We start from the raw sequence: 19,416 nt of genomic DNA on the forward strand, positions 1-19,416 counted from the left end.
AAGACATGTTGGTCCAGCTATCGATCCGCGACATCGTTCTGATCGAACGGCTCGACCTAGGGTTCGAGGCGGGCCTTTCTGTGCTCACCGGTGAAACGGGTGCGGGCAAATCCATTCTTCTCGACAGCCTTTCGCTGGCCCTTGGCGGGCGCGGCGATGGCGGCCTCGTGCGCCATGGCGAAGACAAGGGGCAGGTCACAGCAACATTCGAAGTGGGCATGGAGCATCCGGCCCGCCTTTTGATGCGTGACAATGGCCTCGATGACGATGGCGATCTGATTTTCCGTCGCGTTCAATCCGCCGATGGTCGTACCAAGGCCTATGTCAACGATCAGGCCGTTTCCGTGCAGCTGATGCGCCAGCTTGGCCAGCATATGGTGGAAATCCACGGTCAGCATGATGACCGCGCGCTGGTCGATACCAACGCACACCGCACACTTCTCGACGCATTTGCGGGTTTGACCGATGAAGTCGTCTCGGTGCAATCGCTCTACCGCACCTGGAAGGACGCCGAGCGCGGCCTCAAAGTTCACCGCGCCAAGGTGGAAGCCGCGGCACGCGAGGCGGATTATCTGCGCGCATCCGTTGAAGAGCTGGAAGTTCTGGCGCCGCTGGATGGCGAAGAGGACGAGCTTGCCGAACGCCGCGCTGTAATGCAGAAATCCGAGCGCATTGCGGGCGACATTGCCGAAGCGAGCGATTTTCTGAACGGCAACGCATCTCCCGTGCCAGTCATTGCCTCGATGATGCGACGTCTGGAGCGCAAGAGCCACGAGGCGCCCGGTCTTCTGGAAGAAACCGTGCAGTTGCTGGACGCGGCGCTCGATAATCTTTCCAACGCGCAGATGGAAGTGGAGAGCGCGCTGCGCCGCACCGAGTTCGACCCGCGCGAGCTGGAGCGCGTCGAGGAGCGTCTGTTTGGTCTGCGCGCTGCGGCCCGCAAATATTCCGTTCCCGTGACTGAGCTTCCGGCGCTGGCCGAGCGCATGGTGGCCGATCTTGCCGATCTGGATGCGGGCGAGGAAAAACTTGCTCAGCTGGAAAAGAATCTCGGCATCGTGAAATCAGACTTCGACCGGGCAGCCAATTCTCTCTCGGAAAAGCGCCACACCGCGGCATCGGCCTTGTCTGAAGCCGTGATGGCCGAGCTACCAGCGTTGAAGCTGGAGCGGGCGCGCTTTAGCGTTGAAGTGACCAGCGGCGAGGCATCTGCGACGGCTGATGGTATCGATGTCGTTGAGTTCCACGTGCAGACCAATCCCGGCACGCGCCCAGGGCCGATCATGAAAGTAGCGTCCGGCGGCGAGCTTTCGCGCTTCCTGCTGGCGCTCAAGGTCGCGCTGGCGGATCGCGGTTCTGCGCCCACGCTGGTCTTCGATGAAATCGACACCGGCGTTGGAGGTGCTGTGGCAGATGCTATCGGCCAGCGGTTGAGACGGCTTTCGAAAACCGTGCAGGTTCTGTCTGTCACCCACGCACCGCAGGTCGCCGCCCGCGCTGCGACGCATCTGTTGATTTCCAAGGGACCATCCGGCGATGGTTCTGAGCGGATAGCCACCCGCGTAACCACCATGCTCCCCGAACACCGCACGGAGGAAATCGCCCGCATGTTGGCCGGTGCATCCGTGACCGATGAGGCAAGGGCAGCGGCGGCGCGCCTGCTGGCGGCGAAAGACTAACGGCTGACCGCCACTGCCATGCCCGAACCTATCATCAGGCCACCAGCCGTACGGTTGACCCTGCGCACGATTTTAGGCGAGTGCAACAGCGTGCGGGCGCGCACGGCCAGCGCGACATGTCCGCCGATAACGACAGCTTCAACCGCGAGAATGACGAACGCCAGCGCGGCCAGATGATCCACGGTCAGTGATGCACCCACGACATTCGGGAGCAGGGCGACATAGAAGAGCGGCATTTTCGGGTTTCCAAGATTGAGCGCCATGCCGGTTGCGAAGATCGAAAACAGATTTCCACGGGCTTTGACGGATTGCAGATCCGGCACCACAGGTTCTGCCGTCCACAATTTAATACCCATCCAGATCAGATAGGCAGCGCCGCCATAGCGCAGCACGGTCATGACTGAACCCATTTCAGCTGCAAGCATCGATAGGCCAAAGGCGGCGAGTGTGAGGAAAACTAGGATACCCGCAACTGTGCCCGCGCCATAGGCCAAACCGGAGGCTGCGCCATGGGTGATGGTGCGGGCAACGATGGTCATATTATCGGGGCCGGGGCTTGCTGCAAATACGAAGAAGGTGGCAGCAAAGGCGAACAGCGTCATCGAATCCATCAGTGTGCTCCGCGTGAGAAACAATCTGAATTGTGATGTTACGCGAATGCGGGGCGTTGAAAAGTGGCCCGCCTTCGTTAAAAACGAAGTCTGTTCAAGCATGAGGCCCGTTCGATGTCGCAAGATCAAATCCCGGTGGAAAAATTGTCCGAGCTTGAGGCTTCTGCCGAGCTGGCATTTCTGGCCGCCGAGCTGGCGCGGCATGATGCGCTTTATCACGGCAAGGATGCGCCGGAGGTATCAGACGCTGAATATGATGCGCTGAAGCGCCGCAATGATGCGATCGAGGCGGCGTTTCCTGATCTGGTGCGCGCTGATAGTCCTAGCGCAATTCGTGCGACTTATCTGCCGTCCAAACAAGACTACGAGAAGGTTGAGCAAAAGATTAACTTAATAGCGGATGACTATTTATTCGTTGCTCAAAATTTAAACAAAGCGGACTTGGTTTCTGCACTCCGTACCTTTTATAACCAGGGCGGGCAGACAGTAATCGATGATATGTTCAAATTTCATGAACGAATTCAGGGGAAAAAGGGTGCTGACAAAGTAGAGGAGATCAGGCGTTTTATATCGTCTAAGTCATCCCGAACAGAAAAAGAACTTCGAACACTTCGAGACTTTGTACTATACGCTGACGATAAATATCATATTCATGATGATCCGATCCTCTCTGATTTTGAATTTGATAATATCAAGCGATTTTATGCTGGATTCTTGGAATTTAGCGACAAGTTTTCTGCCCTCAGAGACGAACTCCAAAACCGCGTTGGGGCATCGCCTGCACCTATTTTTCAGCAGATCCGTCATTCTCGACCTATGTTGTCGCTCGAAAATGTCTTCGCCGACAAAGATGTTATTGATTTTATCAGCTCCGTCTATCGCTTCCTCGGGAACCTGCCGGATGATTCGATTGCCTTTACCGCTGAGCCGAAGATCGACGGGCTTTCCATGTCGATCCGCTATGAGAACGGCAGGCTGAAAACGGCGGCGACCCGTGGGGATGGCACGACGGGCGAGAATGTGACGGCCAATATTCTGACCATCACCGAAATCCCCAATACCTTGCCCAAGGGGGTGCCTGATGTGGTGGAGGTGCGCGGTGAGGTCTATATGGCCAAGAGCGACTTTCTGGCGCTGAACGAGCAGATGGAAGCGCAGGGCAAGCAGACATATGTCAACCCGCGCAACACGGCCTCCGGCTCGCTGCGGCAGCTCGATGCCAGCGTGACGGCCAAGCGCAAGCTGCGGTTTTTTGCCTATGCGCTGGGTGAGGTTTCCAATGCCGGGCAGCCGACACGCATTGCCGATACGCAGTCCGGCATCGTGGACACGTTCCGGGAATGGAAGTTCCCCGTGAACCCCTTCATGAAGCGATTCACATCCGGCCAGGAACTGATTGAACATTATAACGAAATCGGGATCGCCAGACCCGATCTCGATTACGATATCGATGGCGTGGTCTATAAGGTGGACCGGCTGGATTTGCAGGAGCGCCTCGGTTTTCGTTCCCGCAGCCCGCGCTGGGCAACGGCACACAAGTTTCCGGCGGAACAGGCTTTCACGACCGTTGAGAAAATCGAAATACAGGTGGGCCGCACCGGTGCGCTGACGCCCGTTGCGCGGCTGACGCCCATCACCGTTGGCGGTGTCGTCGTGACCAATGCAACGCTGCACAATGCCGATTATATTGAGGGCATCGGCAACAATGGAGAGCGTATTCGCCCTGAGGATCACGATATTCGCGTGGGCGATACGGTGATTGTGCAGCGGGCAGGCGATGTTATTCCACAGGTGCTGGATGTTCTGGTGGAAAAGCGGGATGCCGGTTCAAAGCGGTACGAATTTCCAAAACAATGCCCGGTGTGCGGCAGCCACGCTGTTCGCGAGCGCAACGAGAAGACCGGCAAGCTTGATTCGGTGACGCGTTGCACAGGTGGTTTTGCCTGCTCGGCCCAGGCCAAGGAGCATCTCAAGCATTTCGTCTCACGCAATGCCTTCGATATCGAGGGGCTTGGTACCAAGCAGATCGATTTCTTCTTCGAGAGTGAAGACCCGGCGCTGATGATCCGAACGGCGCCTGACATTTTCACGCTGAAGGCGCGGCAGGAGAAATCGCTGGCCAAGCTGGAGAATATCGACGGCTTTGGCAAGACCAGCGTGAAGAAGCTGTTCGACGCGATTGATGCCCGGCGCGAGATCGACCTCCACCGGCTCATCTTCGCGCTCGGCATCCGCCATGTGGGGGAAACGACGGCGAAGCTGCTGGCGCGAACCTATGGCACTTACGAGCAGTTTGAAGCCGCGATGAAAGAGGCTGCCGACACGAGCGGCGATGCCTGGGCAGAGCTCAACAGCGTCGAAGGCATTGGCGAGGTGATGGCGCGCGCCATTGTGGAGTTCTATCGTGAGCCGCGCAATCTCGATGTGATCGACAGGCTGATGAGGGAATTGCGCCCCAAGGAGGCCGAAAAGCCATCGACTGAGGGAAGCCCGGTGGCGGGCAAGACGGTGGTGTTTACCGGCTCGCTTGAGAAATTCACCCGCGATGAGGCCAAGGCCCGCGCCGAGGGGCTTGGCGCGAAGGTCGCAGGGTCCGTTTCCAAAAAGACCGATTATGTGGTCGCAGGACCGGGCGCTGGCTCCAAGCTCGACAAGGCCCGCGAACTTGGTGTGCAGACGATGGATGAGGATGAGTGGCTGGCGCTGATCGGCGGATAGATCGCGCTATTGCGGGGCTTTCCTGCGAAACAGGCGCCCGTCGATGGCCACAAGGCCTGCCGCGATCATGGCCATGCCGATGACGTGCTTGGCTTCCAGTTGCTCTCCCAACACCAGCGAACCCAGAAGAATGGCGCTGACGGGAATGAGGAAGGTGACCAGCGCCAGGTTGGTTGCACCTGCGGATGACAGGATGCGGAAGAAGATCAGATAGGCGAGCGCGGTGGAGAGCAGGGCGATGCCAAGTAGCGCGGCCCATGCTGCCCCGCTTGGCATGGCGAGTGACCAAGGCTGATCGATGACAAGCGCCATCGGAATGAGAACCAGAGACGATGCGGAAATCTGGCCGGTAGCGGTGACGAGCGGAGGCACGCCCATGACCTTGAAGCGGCGGCCGAATATGCCCGCAAAGGCGTAGGAGATCGCAGCGCCGAGAATGGCGAGCTGGCCCCAGAGGCTGGAGCTCTCGCCCGTTAGCGCCGATGGGCCAATCATGGTGGCAACGCCTGCAAAGCCGATGATGATGCCCACAAGCTTGTTGATAGTGAGCTTTTCATCTGCAGTCAGCACATGGGCGACGATGACGGTGAAGAGGGGCGTGGTGGCGTTGAGAATGGAGGCGACGCCGCTCGCGATTTGGGTCTGCCCCCACACGATCAGGCAGAAGGGGATGATGTTGTTGAGCAGGCCCATGCCGAAGAAGGCAGGCAGGACGCGCTTATCCGTCGGCCAACGGTGGCCCATCAACCGGCAGATCAAGAGAAGTGCGACGGCAGCGATGGAGACGCGCAGGGTGACGATGGTCACTGGCGGCAGTTCCCTGACGGTGATGCCGTTGAAAAAGAAGGAGCCACCCCACAGGACCGAGAGAGCGACGAGCAACGCCCATTCGGTTGCGTTCATGTGTCTGTGCACTGCCATGTTCTTTATCCCCCAATGATCAGCCCGGATATTGGTCTAGTGTCGCCCTGTGCCCTCTACCACCCGTTTCCTGTGGCATGGTTCATTTTCGCGGCGTTTTCCTTTATGCCGTGGCAATACCAAACGGGAATCGCCTTTTGAAAACCATCGCCATCGATTTTGAAACCGCCAATGAAGAGCGGGGCAGCGCATGTTCCGTGGGTCTGGCCTGGATCGAGAATGGTCAGATCGTGCGGGTAGAAGAGCGGCTGATTCGCCCGAAGGATATGCGCTTTTCGCCTTTCAACGTCGCCATTCATGGCATCAAGCCACGCGATGTGGAAGACGCGCCCGAGTTTCCCGAGGTGATGGAAGAGTTCATCGACGATCTCAGGGATGCGACGATGATTGCGCATAATGCGGCTTTCGATTTTAGCGTCATGCGGGCGAGCTTCGACAAGTATCGCCAGACTTATCCGCAGCTTTCCTATCTGTGCAGTGTGAAGATGTCTCAGCGGGTGTGGCCGACGCTGCCATCGCACAAGCTCAACATCATCGCCCACCATCTTCAACTGCGCTTCGTGCACCACAATGCAGCGGAAGATGCCGTGGTGTGTGCCGCTGCGGCCATTGCGGTGGCGAAGGCGGTTGAGGTGGAACACATCCACCATATCCCCGAAAAGATCGGCATGGTGGCCGGGCGCTTGCATGCCTCAGGTTATGCGCCCTGCACGATGCGCAAACGCTGACCATAAGCTGGGCTTGTTGTCTGCGCCGCAGCACCTATCTCTATGTCATCTCAACGAGGGCTAGGGTTATGGTTTCAAAGGTACTTTGCGCAATGGGTGTCGCCGCTTCGGCTGTGCTGTCAACCGCCGCCTATGCTGAGGTTGTCGGCAAGGTGGGGGTGGACTGGACGGGCAACGACATCGTTGTCGAGGCTATTGCCGATCCTGAGGTAAAAGGTGTGACCTGCCACGTGACCTATTTCGATCGCGGCGTGATTGACCGGCTGAAGAACGGCAACTGGTTTGAAGATCCATCCAACAATGCTATTTCATGCAGCCAGACTGGCCCCGTGGAAGTGGGCGATATCGATCTCGGCACGAAGGGTGAGGAAGTCTTCCGGCAGGGGATGTCGCTGGTGTGGAAGAAAATGGTCGTCAACCGCATATACGACAAGGCCAACGATACGCTGGTCTACCTCGTGCACACACGCGAATTGACCGATGGTTCGGCCAAGATGGCGATTTCGACGGTGCCGCTTTATGGGCAGACCGTGACATGGAAAAACGGCAAGCCGTAAGGCTCGCCGTTTCTTCAAATACAATGATGATGCAGCGTTGCCTTAGGCGGCTTCGCGCGACAGTTCGTCTGCAATGACCGTATCGAGGTTGAGGAAGCAGACCATGCTCTTTTCCAGCGCGACGATGCCGCGGCAGAAATCGCGCTGCTCTTCTGGAATGATTTCCGGCGCAGGCTGCAGGTCTTCGGATTTGATGGTCATCATGTCGGAAACCTGCTCGACCAGAAGGCCGACAAGCTTGCCGCCGATATCGGTAACGATGATGGCGGAGCGCTCAGATGGCTCGGTCATTTTCATGCCAAGACGGCAAGCCATGTCGATGACCGGGATCACTGCGCCGCGCAGGTTGATGAGGCCGAGAACATATGGTGGTGTGTGCGGCATCGGTGTGACCGGCGCCCAGCCGCGAATTTCGCGGATCACCATGATGTCGATGCAGAATTCCTGATCGCCGAGATGGAAGGAAACGATTTCAAGATATGCGCCGGATTGCTTGATGGCGTTTGACATGTTCTGAACTTTTCCTGGCGGCTCTCTGGCAGGCCGCTTCGATTCTGGGAATATGCGGTGTCCGAAAAACTCCGGGTGACATCATGTCAGTGCTTTACCGACCGCTGGCGATCATATTGCACAAAAACCATTTAAACTTTCCCTAACGGCGCACCGCAAGAGCTAATACAAGCACATTATTTTTGTTTCGCGGCTGTTTGTTTGGCACTATAAGTGTGTTCATGAGATTTCTACTGACAGCACAGATGAAACTGCTTTACGCAGCGGTAGCCACCGTTGGTGTTTCGCTGGCTTTGGTGCTGACGTTTCAGGGCTGGATGCGGCATGGAACGGACATTTTTCTCGCCGCCGTGCAGAGTGGTGTTGCCTGGTGTTTCTGAAGCCCTGCGGGGTTTGAGACAAATCAGCGCGGCTTGCCCAATCGGGCCTTTCAACAATTGCCGAGACCAATGCGTCTGGGATAGAAGCATGGCCCAGATGCCGGGTTGTGGCTGATTGAGGAATGCTATGAAAAACATCCGTATTGCGCTTTGGGGCGCTGTCGCTGTCCTGCTTGGCGTTATGGGCTGGTTGACCATGGAGCTGACCAAGAGCCGCGACCAGATGGTCGAGGAAGTCTATGGTGTTCCGTTCCAGCTTGTTGCCCAGAATGGACAGCCCATTACCGAGAAGGCCTTTCAGGGTAAGCCGACAGCGCTGTTCTTCGGCTTTACCCATTGCCCCGAGGTTTGCCCGACCACACTGTTTGAGCTGAACGGCTGGATGGAGAAGGTTGACCCTGCAGGAACCAAGCTGCAGGCCTATTTCGTCTCTGTTGATCCAGAGCGCGATACGCCCGATATTCTCAATCAGTATGTCTCCAATGTTTCCAAGCGCATCACCGGCATTACAGGAGATGCTGACAAGATTGCGCAGACGCTGAAGGGTTACCGCATCTACGCCAAGAAAGTGCCGGTGGACGAAAAAGATCCTAATGGCGATTACACCATGGATCACACGGCATCCGTGATCCTGCTGGATGGCAAAGGCCGTTTTGTTGGCACCATTGCTTACGGCGAGAACCCTGATGTTGCCCTGCAAAAGCTGGAAAAACTCGCGAAAGGCTGATGTCGCATCAACAATATCGGCTGAAATCCATTGGACTATAGCCGCTTTTATGGCAAAGGCTGACGCTTGAAACATCTGCAGAGAGAGCCTCAGCCGTGAGCGAAATCCGTCTTTATGTGTCCACCACCGAAGTCCAGTCCGGTGAAGTTCTGGATTTGCTGTCTGAGGTGTTCGGCGAGGAAGATATTGCCATCGCCAATACCGAGGTGGATGAGAAGCGCGATATCTGGGAAACATCCGTCTATCTTTACGCCAACGATGAAGACGATGTTCGCGCCCGCGTGACGGAAGCTTTGGCATCCGCATTTCCGCAGCTGACCGTCGAGCGCGAAATCATTCCCGATGTGGACTGGATTGCCAAATCCCTCGAAGGACTGACGCCAGTGCGGGCAGGGCGCTTCCTCGTTCATGGTTCGCATGACCGCGACAAGGTTCGCATCAACGATCTGGCGATTGAAATCGAGGCCGGTCAGGCATTTGGCACGGGCCATCACGGCACGACGGCTGGTTGCCTTGAGATGATCGAGCAGGTGCTGCGCTCACGCACCATTCGCAATGCGCTGGATCTGGGCACGGGCAGCGGCGTGCTGGCGATTGCGGTTGCCAAGATGCGGCCGGTGCCGGTGCTGGCAACGGATATCGACCCAATCGCCATCCGGGTTGCAAAGGAAAATGCGAAGCTGAACGGCATCGTTTCCGGCATGTCTCTGGAAACGGCCCCCGGTTTTCATTCCGATGCGTTTCGCAAGCATGGGCCTTTCGACCTCATCATCGCCAATATTCTGGCCCGCCCGCTCATCAAGATGGCGCCGCAGCTGGTCACGCATCTGGCCCCTGGCGGCACGGTCATCCTTTCGGGCATTCTGGCATCGCAGCGCTGGAAGGTGCTTTCGGCCTATAATGGCATGAAGCTTTCCCATGTGCGCACCTTGTGGCGCAACGGCTGGGTTACCATCCATCTGCGTAAGGATTGAGTGTTGTAAAGACATGCCTTTCGGCTGGACGTTGGCGAGTGTGACGCGATAAGGTCCGCTTTGATATCAGGCGTTCGGAAAGCAGAGCATGTTCCAGTCATTCGAAAACAAATCCACTCCACAATTCGGCAAGGCACGTGTGGAGGCACTTCGCGCCACCTTTGACGCCCTTGGTATCGATGGTTTTCTCGTGCCACGTGCGGATGAATATCAGGGCGAATATGTACCAGCATGCGCTGAACGGATGGCGTGGCTGACCGGCTTTACCGGTTCCGCAGGCGTGGTGCTGGTTACCCGTCATGAAGCGATCGTGTTTGTCGATGGACGCTACACCACGCAGCTTGTCTCGCAGGTGGACCCATCCGCATTTCGGGGTGGTGATCTGGTTGGCGCGCCGCCTTCCAAGTGGCTGGCAGACCAGGCGCCGGAGGGTTTTCGCCTGGGGCTTGACCCGTGGCTGCACACCGGCGCTGAGCTGAAGCGTTTTGAAAAGGCCTTGTCGGACAAAGGCGGCTTTGTCGTTCTGTTGGAAAGTAATCCGCTTGATCCGCTTTGGGAAGATCGCCCTGATGCGCCGATGGAGCCTGTCACGATCCAGCCGGATAGCGTCACCGGCATTCACGCGCAGATGAAAATCGCAACCATCGGCGAGATCGTCTCAGTGCGCGGTGCCAATGCTGTTCTCATGACCGACCCGTCCTCCATTGCCTGGGCCTTCAACATTCGCGGCAATGATGTGCCGCACACCCCACACCCCTTGGCGCGCGCCATTGTCTATGCCGATGGCAGTGCCGACCTGTTTCTGGATGAACGCAAGGTGGGTGATGAGGTCAGAGCGCACCTCGCCCCGATTGCAACACTTCTGCCGCCGGAAGAGATTGAAGCGCGGCTGCACGCCATTGCCAGTGCGGCAGGCCGCGTTCTGGCCGATGCGGATGTTACGCCCATTGCGCTGACGCGTTCCATCACCGAAGCGGGTGGTGAGGTCGTTGAGGCTCCCGATCCGGTCAAGCTGCCGCGTGCCTGCAAGAACGAGGCGGAAATTGCCGGATCAGCGGCTGCCCATGTGCAGGACGGCGTTGCGATGGTGGAGTTTCTGGCATGGCTGGACAAGCAGCAGCCCGGCACGCTGACCGAAACAAAGGCCGTTACAGCGCTTGAAGAGGTGCGCACACGGGTGGGGCAGATGATGCAGAACCCGCTCAAGGACATATCTTTCGATACGATTTCAGGCGCAGGCGAAAACGCCGCTATCATGCACTACCGCGTGACGACGGACAGTGACCGTGCGTTGAACGAGGGGGAGATGTTCCTCATCGATTCCGGCGCGCAATATATCAACGGCACCACGGATATTACCCGCACGGTTGCCATTGGTGCTGTGCCAGAAGAGCAGAAGCGTTTCTTCACGCTGGTTCTCAAAGGCTTCATCGCCATCAGCGTTGCGCGCTTCCCGGTCGGCACACGGGGCTGCGATCTCGATCCGCTGGCGCGCATTGCGCTGTGGAAGGCGGGGGCGGATTATGCTCATGGCACCGGCCACGGCGTCGGCTCCTACCTTTCGGTACATGAGGGGCCGCAGCGTATTTCCCGCGTTTCGCAGCAGGAGCTGCTGCCCGGCATGATCCTTTCGAACGAGCCCGGATATTACCGTCCCGGCGCATTCGGAATTCGTATCGAAAACCTCGTCCATGTGCGGCCCGCAGAGGCAATCGAGGGTGGCGAGTTGCCGATGCTATCGTTCGAGACGCTGACATGGTGCCCGGTCGACAGTCGCCTGATCATCGTTCCACTGCTGACCGAGGAAGAGCTGGACTGGCTGAATGCCTACCACGCGCAGGTTCGGGAAAAGCTGACGCCGCTGATTGAGGATGCGGACGTGCAGCAATGGCTTGATGCAGCCACGCAGCCGCTTACACGATAGCGAAGTAGCGCAGAGCGACGACAAGCGCCCAGCCTGATGCCAGCATGATCAGGCCGGGGAAGCGCAGGCCGATGATCAGTGCAAAGACGATGCCGATCTTGACCTCGTATCCGCCTTCGAAAAAGGCGGGTGCGACTAGCGTGGTCAGCACCGCGACGGGAACGGCGTTGAGGCCAGCCTCCATGCGGGGAGGGATGGTCTTCATGCGCGTCATCAGCACATATCCACCCACGCGGGTGAAATAGGTGGCGATGGCGCCAGCGATGATGATGATCAATGTGTGAGGGTTGAACAGCTGTTCCATCAGATCGCCTCCACCTTGTCGATGCTGTCATCGGTCTTGGCCGGTGGCAGGATGACGGCCAGAAAAATGCCCACCACTGCGCCAATGCTGACATGCCAGGGAGAGCCGACGAAATGGTAGGCGGCAATTGCGCCCACGGCACTGGCCAGCATGACGGGGTAAAAATTGGCACGCATGCGAAAGCCCAGCAGCGTTCCCATGAAGTAGATGGGAAGCAGCACATCGAAACCGGCGGCCTTAGGATCGCCGATCAGATTTCCGAGTGACGCGCCGACGACGGTCGAGATCATCCAGAACGTATAAACAATGGCCGCATAGCCCATGTAGGAGTGGAAGCTTACGCGCCCCTCGGTTTCCTTCAAGCGCACCGATTCGGCAAATTGCGGATCGACCAGAAAGAAGAAACCGAACGCTTTTTGGGCGATAGACCATTCCGGCACGATGCGCACCATGGCCGCAGAATAGAGGATATGGCGAAAATTGACGGCGAAGATGGACAGCACGACCAGCCAGGCAGGCAGGTTCTGGTTGAAGAGGTCGATCCCCACAAGCTGGCTTGCCCCGGCATAGATGACGCCACTCATCAACGTTGCCTCAACCAGTGTGAGACCATTATCAATGGCAATGGCGCCGAAAAGCGCGCCAAAGGGAATAACGGTAAAGGCAACGGGCAATCCGAGCCGGATGCCGGACTGAAACGTAGTATGTGCCATGGGAGGATGCGGTCCAATGCCAATAGGAAACTATGGTCGCCGCTCGTACCATCGCGCGATATTTCAACACAAACGAATTTAAGGAATGATTAGATTGATTTCTTTGAAGCGTGATTTGCGCTGGAGCGCAGCGGGGAGGCCGGGATGGTGGACGTGGTGATCGATAAGCAGCACAAGGTTGTCATGGTTTCGACCACGCGTGCCTTTCTGGCCGATGAACTGGACCTCGATATCGGTGCGCTTCAGGCTGAGATGCTAATTGACCGGCTGGCTGAAATTCTGGGACCCGTCTTCTATAATCAGGGACTTCGCGATGCCCATGACGCGATCCGTAGGCGGATGGAGGACGCCGCCGCAGATATCGACGTGTTGGAAAAGTACGTTTCTATTCGCTAGAGATTCAGAATGTCGCTGCTGTTGAGGATCGCGACGCCTTTTTCGCGCATTGCGACCACGGCGTTTCGAATGCCTTCGGGATCGATCCCGCGGCTGGCATCTTCGATGAAGCGCACTTTGACATCAGGCAGCATCTCCAGCGCATCCTGCACTGAAAAGCTGACGCAATAGTCCGTGGCTATCCCGCAGATATCGAGCACCTCAACGCCCTGCCGCTCCAGATAATCCGCAAGGCCGGTGGTTGCCAGCTGGTCATTGTCGCGGAACGCCGAGTAGCTATCCACGGCCGGATTTTCGCCCTTCTGCTGGACGTAATCGAAGGCATCGGTGATCAAATCCGGGTGAAACTCGGCGTCTTCCGTGCCCTGGACGCAATGATCTGGCCAGAGGACCTGAGGTTTGCCGGAAAGCTCGCCCATCTCAAAAACGCGCTTGCCCGGATGCTGGGATGCGAAAGAGCCGTGATTGGCCGGATGCCAATCCTGCGAGGCGACGATGAGATCATAGCCGCCATTGGCGATGAGCGCATTAGCGATGGGCACGATGGCATCACCATCCGCCACGGCCAGATTTCCGCCAGGGCAGAAACCATTCTGGATATCGACCAACAGCAGCGCTTTCATATCGTGTCCTCCGAGATGGAGCGTGGAAGATGCCAAGCGAACCGACGCGGCGCAAGCCTAAACATGAGCGCTGTTGATATTGATCATGGCGCGCATTTGAGCCGCCGTAATAATATCCAAATCAGCAGATAGCCGGAGCATTATCGATGAGCGAATCGGTTGCCGTCCCCATCGAAATCAAGGCGATACGTTATCTGGCCGCAGCGACCGAATTTGGTGTGGTAAGCCGGTACTCGCTGCCTCGAATATAAACATTCAAGCTTCACAGACTTCAGTTTCAGGGGATTTGTAAAGACTTTGGTTACCATAATTCGGCATGCTCAAAACCTGTTCACCATGAAGTGGGTGCCCGCTGCACCTGGTCTTCATGGTCCTAACCCGATGGCCGGTCTTGTCCGGTCTTGCGTAACTGGTTTGAGTAAAGTGTATCATGGCGTCATTTTCCGTGGCCTGTAACGATGCGCGCGTTGGCAGCGCTTTCCCCAAGAAACGTAAGTCCGTGGGCTTGAGCAAGTTTTCGGCTCTCCTGGGCGGCGGTTTGCTGGCAAGCGTTTGCGCCGTAACGGCCTTTGCGTCGCTTCACGGCATGGCGCAGGCCTCCCACGGGGTGCAGCGCTTCGACAAGATGCTTGTTTCCGGTCTGGAGCGCACGACGCTCGACGTGGTCGAGCGCAATGTTCACATCCGCAAATTCTCCCGCCTTGCGGCAACCGGCCATGGCAGCCAGAAGGCCGTGCGTCTGGCCGCAGAACACCACATTGGCGCCAAGGCATTTGCCGACCGTTACGGCGCGACCGTTGCGATGAACGCGCATGCCCAGGCCACCGCGCAGGCTCTTGCCGCGCTGAAGCCTTCCGCCATCGTCGATTCGGCGTTGGGGCGCACGGCTGATGCGCCCGAACTCGCCATGCTGGAAACGCAGGCGAAGGAGCATCCGGCGTTTGAAGTGGCGCTTGGAAGGCCGCAAGCCACTGCCGATGCGGAGATCGATCTGCTGCCGGAAACCGTTCCGCTGCCGAGCTTCCGCCCCGAAATTGCGCGCGCTGCAGATGTGGAGCCAACACCGCGTCCAGCCAGATCCTCATCCGTAGACAATCAGCTTGTCGCTCCGGCTTCCGTTCCGGCGCCTGCGCCCAAAAGCCCACCAACCAACACGATGGTGGCCTTTGCGCGGCCTGATAATCCGATGCGCGAAACCAAGATGGATGCGGTTCCATGGCCTGATCGCGGCAATGGCACGGCGATCTATGATATTTCCGCAGGCGTGGTTCATCTGCCCAGCGGCGAGAAGCTGGAAGCGCATTCCGGCATCGGCAAGATGCGGGACAACCCGGATTTCGTGCATGTGAAGATGCGTGGCTCCACGCCGCCATCCAGCTATCGTCTGACGATGCGCGAAGCACCGTTTCATGGCGTCGAGGCCATTCGCCTGACACCGGAAAGCGGTGTGAACCCGCATGGCCGTGACGGACTTCTGGCGCATACCTACATGCTGGCACGGCGCGGCGAGTCCAATGGCTGCGTTGTGTTCAAGGATTACAACCGCTTTCTGGCAGCGTTCAAGCGCGGCGAGGTCAAGCGGATCGTGGTGGTGCCGAAGCTTTCCGGGCGTGCTGCCATGACGGCGAGTGGTGCTTCCAAGAGCAACAGCAAGACGCTTTTCGGCATGTTCTCACGCCGCGAAACCGATAGCTGACGCGACTATTTTTTTACGCAATTCCGGACGCAAAACCGGTTCCCACTTTTGCTGGAATTGCTCTAACGCTTGCGCTGCGTCAGTGCCATTCCGCACAAGATGAGAAAAACGCCTGCGGCGCTGGCCCATAGTTTCGGTGGGTGTTCGCTGAACAAATCCAGCACCACGCTCGATACCATCTGGCCGCTGATGACCAGAAGGGCGGTGTTGACCGCACCGATGCGGGGAATGAGCCAGCTTCCCGAAGCGATGAAGATGACGCCGATGGGGCCGCCGATAAAGGCGTACCATGGGGCATCGGCTGCGCCTTCCGGCCACAGGCCACCGAGCGCGAGTCCCAGTACCGTCAGCACGGCAAAGCCGACGATGTGGTTCCAGAAGGATGCGATGAGCGGTGAGTTGGAGAGGCTCAGCCGACCGTTGATCTGGCGGCTGAGCGCCACGAAAACGCCGCCCGCAAAGGCCATGGAAACCCAAAGGATCATGGTGCTCTCCCCACGAGTGTGATCAGCGCGCTGCCGCTGAGAATGAGGGCGACTGCACAGAGATCAATGGCATCTGGCCGGCGTTTGGGCAGGCCGAACATTCCCCAGAAATCGGCCAGCAGGCTGAAGATAACCTGACCGGCGAGCCCGAGAGCGATTGTGCCAGACAGGGCAAGCGGCGAATTGACCGCAGTGGAGGTCAGCATGACGATGGCTGCGCCGACGACACCGCCGAAATAGGCCCAGACCGGGGCTTTGGGCCGGACGGGCTTTTCGCCAACTTGCTTTTTCGAGAGGATGGCGAGGTAGATCACCGCCGCCACCGTTCCGGTGCCGTGCGCCGTCCAGGATGAAAACAGCGCGTTGCCATAATGGGCGAGCATGCCGTTGAAATGAACCATCAGGGTCAACAGGCAACCGCTGGCAAAGGCAGCTGCGATGTGGAGCGGGTTGAGGCGGGTGGGGGTATCGCTGGTCATGATGCGCCGAATGCTGAAGAGATGGGCGAGCCTTAACCGATATGGGTTTGAAGCGGAAATGATTTTCCTTGATGTATGACCCCAGATGCTGTGAACGAATTTTCGCTGGAACGAATACGCGTCTCGATCGTTATCGCGGCATGAAAAAAACGACCCGCAAGCCTCTGAACCGCATGACTGTTTTCGTCATCTCCATTTTCGCTCTGGCCATCGTGGTGGCCGCCGTTTACCTGATCGGCTTCACGCCCGGCGAAACGCCCATCGCGCAATAATCTGTTTTGAATAGTCAAAAGCCGCGCTCTGCATTTGTGCAAGCGCGGCTTTTGCGTGTTCGCTGGTTAGGCCTGAGCCAGATCAGGCAGGCTTTTCTGCCCGCTCCACAAAACCGTCGAGAACCCGTTTTTGCCCGGCGCGATCAAAGTCGATAGTGAGTTTGTTGCCTTCGACGCTCGCGACATTGCCATTTCCGAATTTCAGATGGAAAACGCGGTCGCCGACGAAGAATTTCGATGGCGTATCGGCCACCGATTTGGCGACGAGTTCGCCATCGATCGTGCGTGTTTTCGGGCCGCTTTCGCCGTAGCCGATGCGCTCGACAGCGTGGCCGGAACGGCTGCCCCAATTGTCGCGCGTCGCGTCAGATTTGTTGGCCTGCGCACGCTTCCATCCCGGTGTGGAATAGGTGTTGGTGAAGGGGTCGGCGGAATCAAAGCGAGACTGGCCGTAGCCGCCGCGCCCACCATAGCCGCCGTAATTGCTATCGGACGCCGAGACTTCGACGTGGTTGGGCGGCAACTCTTCCAGAAAGCGGGAGGGGATCGTGGCTTGCCACAGGCCATGGATGCGGCGGTTGGAAACGAACCAGATGTGGCAACGGCGCTTGGCGCGGGTGATGCCGACATAGGCCAGACGACGCTCTTCTTCGAGGCCGGAACGCCCACCTTCATCGAGGGAACGCTGGTGCGGAAACAGTCCTTCCTCCCAGCCGGGCAGGAAAACGGTTTCGAATTCCAGACCCTTGGCGGAATGCAGCGTCATGATCGAGACGGCATCCAGCTCGGCGTTCTTTTCGGTATCCATGACCAGTGCCACATGCTCAAGGAAGCTGCGCATGCTCTCATAGGCTTCCATGGAGCGGATCAGTTCCTTCAGGTTTTCCAGCCTGCCGGGGCCTTCGGCGGTCTTATCCGCCTGCCACATGGCGGTGTAGCCGCTCTCATCGAGGATCTGTTCGGCCAGCACCGTGTGCTCTGTGTTTTCCAGCAGGGTCTGCCAGCGGCGGAAATCCTGCACGACATCGAACAGCGCCTTGCGCGCCTTGGGCTTCAACTCGTCCGTCTCGATAATGTCAGCCGCTGCCGCCAGCATGGGGATGTCGCGGGCGCGGGCATAATCATGCAGGTTGCGAACGGTCGTATCGCCAAGGCCACGCTTTGGCGTGTTGATGATGCGCTCGAAAGCCAGATCGTCTGCGGACTGGCAGACGAGACGGAAATAGGCCAGCGCATCACGGATTTCGAGACGCTCATAGAAGCGTGGACCGCCGATAACGCGGTAGTTGAGGCCAAGCGTTACAAACCGGTCTTCGAACTCGCGCATCTGGAAGGACGCACGCACCAGAATGGCCATGTTGTTCAGCGGGTGCTTGGTGCGCTGGAGCTGTTCGATCTCCTCACCGACGGCGCGGGCTTCCTCTTCCGAATCCCAGGCCGCGTGAACAACGACCTTTTCATCGTCGGGTTCGCTTCGGTCTGTAAACAGTGTCTTGCCAAGGCGGCCTTCATTATGCGCGATCAGGTGACCGGCAGCGCCCAGAATATGTTCGGTGGATCGGTAGTTGCGCTCCAGCTTGATGACCTTTGCGCCGGGAAAATCCTTGTCAAAGCGCAGGATATTGTCCACCTCGGCACCGCGCCAGCCATAGATCGACTGGTCGTCATCGCCCACGCAGCAGACATTTTGCGGCTCGCCCTTGGGGCGCTGCGCCAGAAGCCTCAGCCACATATATTGGCAGGTGTTGGTGTCCTGATACTCGTCCACCAGAATGTAGCGAAACTTGCTGTGGTATTCTTTGAGAATGTCCGGGTGATTACGGAATATGGTGATGGGGTGCAGCAGCAGGTCGCCGAAATCACAGGCATTCAGTGTTTTCAAACGTGCTTGATAGGCGGCATAGAGTTCGCGGCCCTTACCGTTTGCAAAGGCGCGGCTATCGCCTTCTGGAATATCCGGCGGTGTCAGACCCTTGTTCTTCCAGCCATCGATCATGCCGGCGAACTGCTTGGCGGGCCAACGCTTGTCATCAAGACCTTCGGCCTGAATGAGCTGTTTCAGCAGCCGCACCACGTCATCCGTATCGAGAATGGTGAAATCCGACTTCAGGCCCATCATTTCGGCATGTCTGCGCAGAAGCTTGACGCCGATGGAGTGGAAGGTGCCAAGCCACGGCATGCCCTCAACCGCGCCACCGACGAGAACGCCGATACGTTCCTTCATCTCGCGCGCGGCCTTGTTGGTGAAGGTCACGGCCAGAATCTGGCTCGGATAGACGCGGCCTGTTGCCAGAATATGGGCGATGCGCGTCGTCAACACGCGGGTTTTGCCGGTGCCGGCACCCGCCAGAACCAGAACGGGGCCTTCCAGGGTCTCGACGGCTTCGCGCTGTTCCGGGTTGAGGCCTGCCAGATAATCGGGCGCAGCGCGCCCCTGATCGCGTGCTGCCATAGCACGCGCCGCGATGCCCAAACCGCCCGGCGCTGGAGGTGCGGCGGGCTGGCGGCGTGGCTCGGAAGGTTCCTCATCGAAGAACGGCATATCGTCGAAACTGTTGCTCATGCGGCCCAATGTAGTGATTCGGGGCGGAAAGGCCAGAACCATGTTCTGCTTTTATTCCTCTTTCAACTGTCAACGCGCCTGTTTCAGGGCATTTTCACTGAGGCCGTGGGAGCATCGAACCCGTATGGAGCGTGGCCGGAGGCTGTTTAAAAGCGT

At 58.1% G+C, this 19,416-nt stretch carries 20 protein-coding genes and 1 pseudogene; 12 read left to right on the forward strand and 9 right to left on the reverse strand.

What is annotated here, in order from left to right; genetic code table 11:
• Positions 1–5: 5 nt before the first annotated feature.
• On the forward strand, positions 6–1,679 hold the full coding sequence (gene recN, locus IFT53_RS08100) for a DNA repair protein RecN (RefSeq protein WP_192064104.1): 1,674 nt from the start codon (positions 6–8) through the stop codon (positions 1,677–1,679).
• On the opposite strand, the gene IFT53_RS08105 is transcribed toward recN, so the two are convergent.
• On the reverse strand, positions 1,676–2,290 hold the full coding sequence (locus IFT53_RS08105) for a LysE family translocator (RefSeq protein ID WP_192064103.1): 615 nt from the start codon (positions 2,288–2,290) through the stop codon (positions 1,676–1,678). The two genes, recN and IFT53_RS08105, sit on opposite strands and share 4 nt — an antisense overlap.
• A gap of 114 nt (positions 2,291–2,404) precedes the next feature.
• On the opposite strand from IFT53_RS08105, the pseudogene IFT53_RS24125 reads away from it, so the two are divergent.
• Positions 2,405–2,617, forward strand: a pseudogene (locus IFT53_RS24125) (hypothetical protein); the annotation flags it as partial.
• A gap of 171 nt (positions 2,618–2,788) precedes the next feature.
• Positions 2,789–5,008, forward strand: a complete 2,220-nt coding sequence (gene ligA, locus IFT53_RS08115) for an NAD-dependent DNA ligase LigA (RefSeq protein WP_192064470.1) — start codon at positions 2,789–2,791, stop codon at positions 5,006–5,008.
• Positions 5,009–5,014: 6 nt separating this feature from the next.
• On the opposite strand, the gene IFT53_RS08120 is transcribed toward ligA, so the two are convergent.
• On the reverse strand, positions 5,015–5,911 hold the full coding sequence (locus IFT53_RS08120; RefSeq protein WP_446737665.1) for a DMT family transporter: 897 nt from the start codon (positions 5,909–5,911) through the stop codon (positions 5,015–5,017).
• Positions 5,912–6,066: 155 nt separating this feature from the next.
• Between IFT53_RS08120 and IFT53_RS08125 the strand changes: the two genes are divergently transcribed.
• Entirely contained in the window at positions 6,067–6,657 is a 591-nt protein-coding gene (locus tag IFT53_RS08125) for a 3'-5' exonuclease (RefSeq protein ID WP_192064101.1), read from the forward strand.
• 68 nt (positions 6,658–6,725) lie between these two features.
• Complete coding sequence (locus tag IFT53_RS08130; RefSeq protein WP_042616075.1) at positions 6,726–7,214, forward strand: CreA family protein; 489 nt, start codon at positions 6,726–6,728, stop codon at positions 7,212–7,214.
• A gap of 42 nt (positions 7,215–7,256) precedes the next feature.
• Here the strand turns inward: IFT53_RS08130 and IFT53_RS08135 are convergent, their stop codons facing one another.
• Positions 7,257–7,724 carry a chemotaxis protein CheW gene (locus IFT53_RS08135; protein ID WP_042616074.1) on the reverse strand — a complete coding sequence of 156 codons (468 nt, stop codon included), beginning with the start codon at positions 7,722–7,724 and terminating at the stop codon, positions 7,257–7,259.
• A 221-nt stretch (positions 7,725–7,945) separates the two neighbouring features.
• On the opposite strand from IFT53_RS08135, the gene IFT53_RS08140 reads away from it, so the two are divergent.
• From IFT53_RS08140 to IFT53_RS08155, 4 genes are all read left to right on the forward strand, one after another.
• Positions 7,946–8,104, forward strand: coding sequence for a hypothetical protein (locus IFT53_RS08140; RefSeq protein WP_192064100.1), 159 nt, complete (start codon positions 7,946–7,948; stop codon positions 8,102–8,104).
• Positions 8,105–8,231: 127 nt separating this feature from the next.
• A complete protein-coding gene (locus IFT53_RS08145; protein ID WP_192064099.1) occupies positions 8,232–8,831 on the forward strand; it encodes an SCO family protein in 600 nt (199 codons plus the stop codon).
• 95 nt (positions 8,832–8,926) lie between these two features.
• A complete protein-coding gene (locus IFT53_RS08150; protein WP_342365791.1) occupies positions 8,927–9,805 on the forward strand; it encodes a 50S ribosomal protein L11 methyltransferase in 879 nt (292 codons plus the stop codon).
• Between the two features lie 88 nt (positions 9,806–9,893).
• Positions 9,894–11,729 (forward strand): aminopeptidase P family protein, encoded by a 1,836-nt coding sequence (locus IFT53_RS08155; RefSeq protein WP_192064098.1) that lies wholly within the window; start codon positions 9,894–9,896, stop codon positions 11,727–11,729.
• Here the strand turns inward: IFT53_RS08155 and IFT53_RS08160 are convergent.
• Both IFT53_RS08160 and IFT53_RS08165 read right to left on the reverse strand, forming a co-directional pair.
• Positions 11,719–12,033 (reverse strand): AzlD family protein, encoded by a 315-nt coding sequence (locus IFT53_RS08160; protein ID WP_192064097.1) that lies wholly within the window; start codon positions 12,031–12,033, stop codon positions 11,719–11,721. The two genes, IFT53_RS08155 and IFT53_RS08160, sit on opposite strands and share 11 nt — an antisense overlap.
• Positions 12,033–12,746: an AzlC family ABC transporter permease gene (locus tag IFT53_RS08165; RefSeq protein ID WP_192064096.1), complete on the reverse strand. Its 714-nt coding sequence runs from the start codon at positions 12,744–12,746 to the stop codon at positions 12,033–12,035. The genes IFT53_RS08160 and IFT53_RS08165 overlap by 1 nt, the downstream gene beginning before the upstream one ends.
• A 144-nt stretch (positions 12,747–12,890) precedes the next feature.
• On the opposite strand from IFT53_RS08165, the gene IFT53_RS08170 reads away from it, so the two are divergent.
• Positions 12,891–13,142, forward strand: coding sequence for a DUF2164 domain-containing protein (locus IFT53_RS08170; RefSeq protein ID WP_197980168.1), 252 nt, complete (start codon positions 12,891–12,893; stop codon positions 13,140–13,142).
• Here IFT53_RS08170 and pncA read toward each other — a convergent pair.
• The gene (pncA, locus tag IFT53_RS08175; RefSeq protein WP_192064095.1) at positions 13,139–13,765 is read right to left on the reverse strand and encodes a bifunctional nicotinamidase/pyrazinamidase; all 627 of its coding nucleotides are present in this window, start codon (positions 13,763–13,765) and stop codon (positions 13,139–13,141) included. The genes IFT53_RS08170 and pncA overlap by 4 nt on opposite strands.
• Before the next feature lie 430 nt (positions 13,766–14,195).
• Between pncA and IFT53_RS08180 the strand changes: the two genes are divergently transcribed.
• Positions 14,196–15,461 (forward strand): DUF2778 domain-containing protein, encoded by a 1,266-nt coding sequence (locus IFT53_RS08180; protein ID WP_192064094.1) that lies wholly within the window; start codon positions 14,196–14,198, stop codon positions 15,459–15,461.
• Positions 15,462–15,523: 62 nt separating this feature from the next.
• Here IFT53_RS08180 and IFT53_RS08185 read toward each other — a convergent pair whose 3' ends face one another.
• Together IFT53_RS08185 and IFT53_RS08190 are read right to left on the reverse strand one after the other, a co-directional pair.
• Positions 15,524–15,946 (reverse strand): DMT family transporter, encoded by a 423-nt coding sequence (locus IFT53_RS08185; protein ID WP_192064093.1) that lies wholly within the window; start codon positions 15,944–15,946, stop codon positions 15,524–15,526.
• Positions 15,943–16,425, reverse strand: a complete 483-nt coding sequence (locus tag IFT53_RS08190; protein ID WP_192064092.1) for a DMT family transporter — start codon at positions 16,423–16,425, stop codon at positions 15,943–15,945. Before IFT53_RS08190 ends, IFT53_RS08185 begins: the two co-directional genes overlap by 4 nt.
• Positions 16,426–16,565: 140 nt before the next feature.
• Here IFT53_RS08190 and IFT53_RS23950 point away from each other — a divergent pair, with 140 nt between their 5' ends.
• Positions 16,566–16,697, forward strand: coding sequence for a hypothetical protein (locus IFT53_RS23950; protein ID WP_269082217.1), 132 nt, complete (start codon positions 16,566–16,568; stop codon positions 16,695–16,697).
• A gap of 82 nt (positions 16,698–16,779) precedes the next feature.
• On the opposite strand, the gene IFT53_RS08195 is transcribed toward IFT53_RS23950, so the two are convergent.
• The gene (locus IFT53_RS08195; protein WP_042616119.1) at positions 16,780–19,260 is read right to left on the reverse strand and encodes an ATP-dependent helicase; all 2,481 of its coding nucleotides are present in this window, start codon (positions 19,258–19,260) and stop codon (positions 16,780–16,782) included.
• Positions 19,261–19,416: the final 156 nt, after the last annotated feature.

Source organism: Rhizobium sp. CFBP 13644, assembly GCF_014842165.1.
In the GTDB taxonomy this organism is placed as follows: Bacteria; Pseudomonadota; Alphaproteobacteria; order Rhizobiales; family Rhizobiaceae; genus Agrobacterium; species Agrobacterium tumefaciens_C.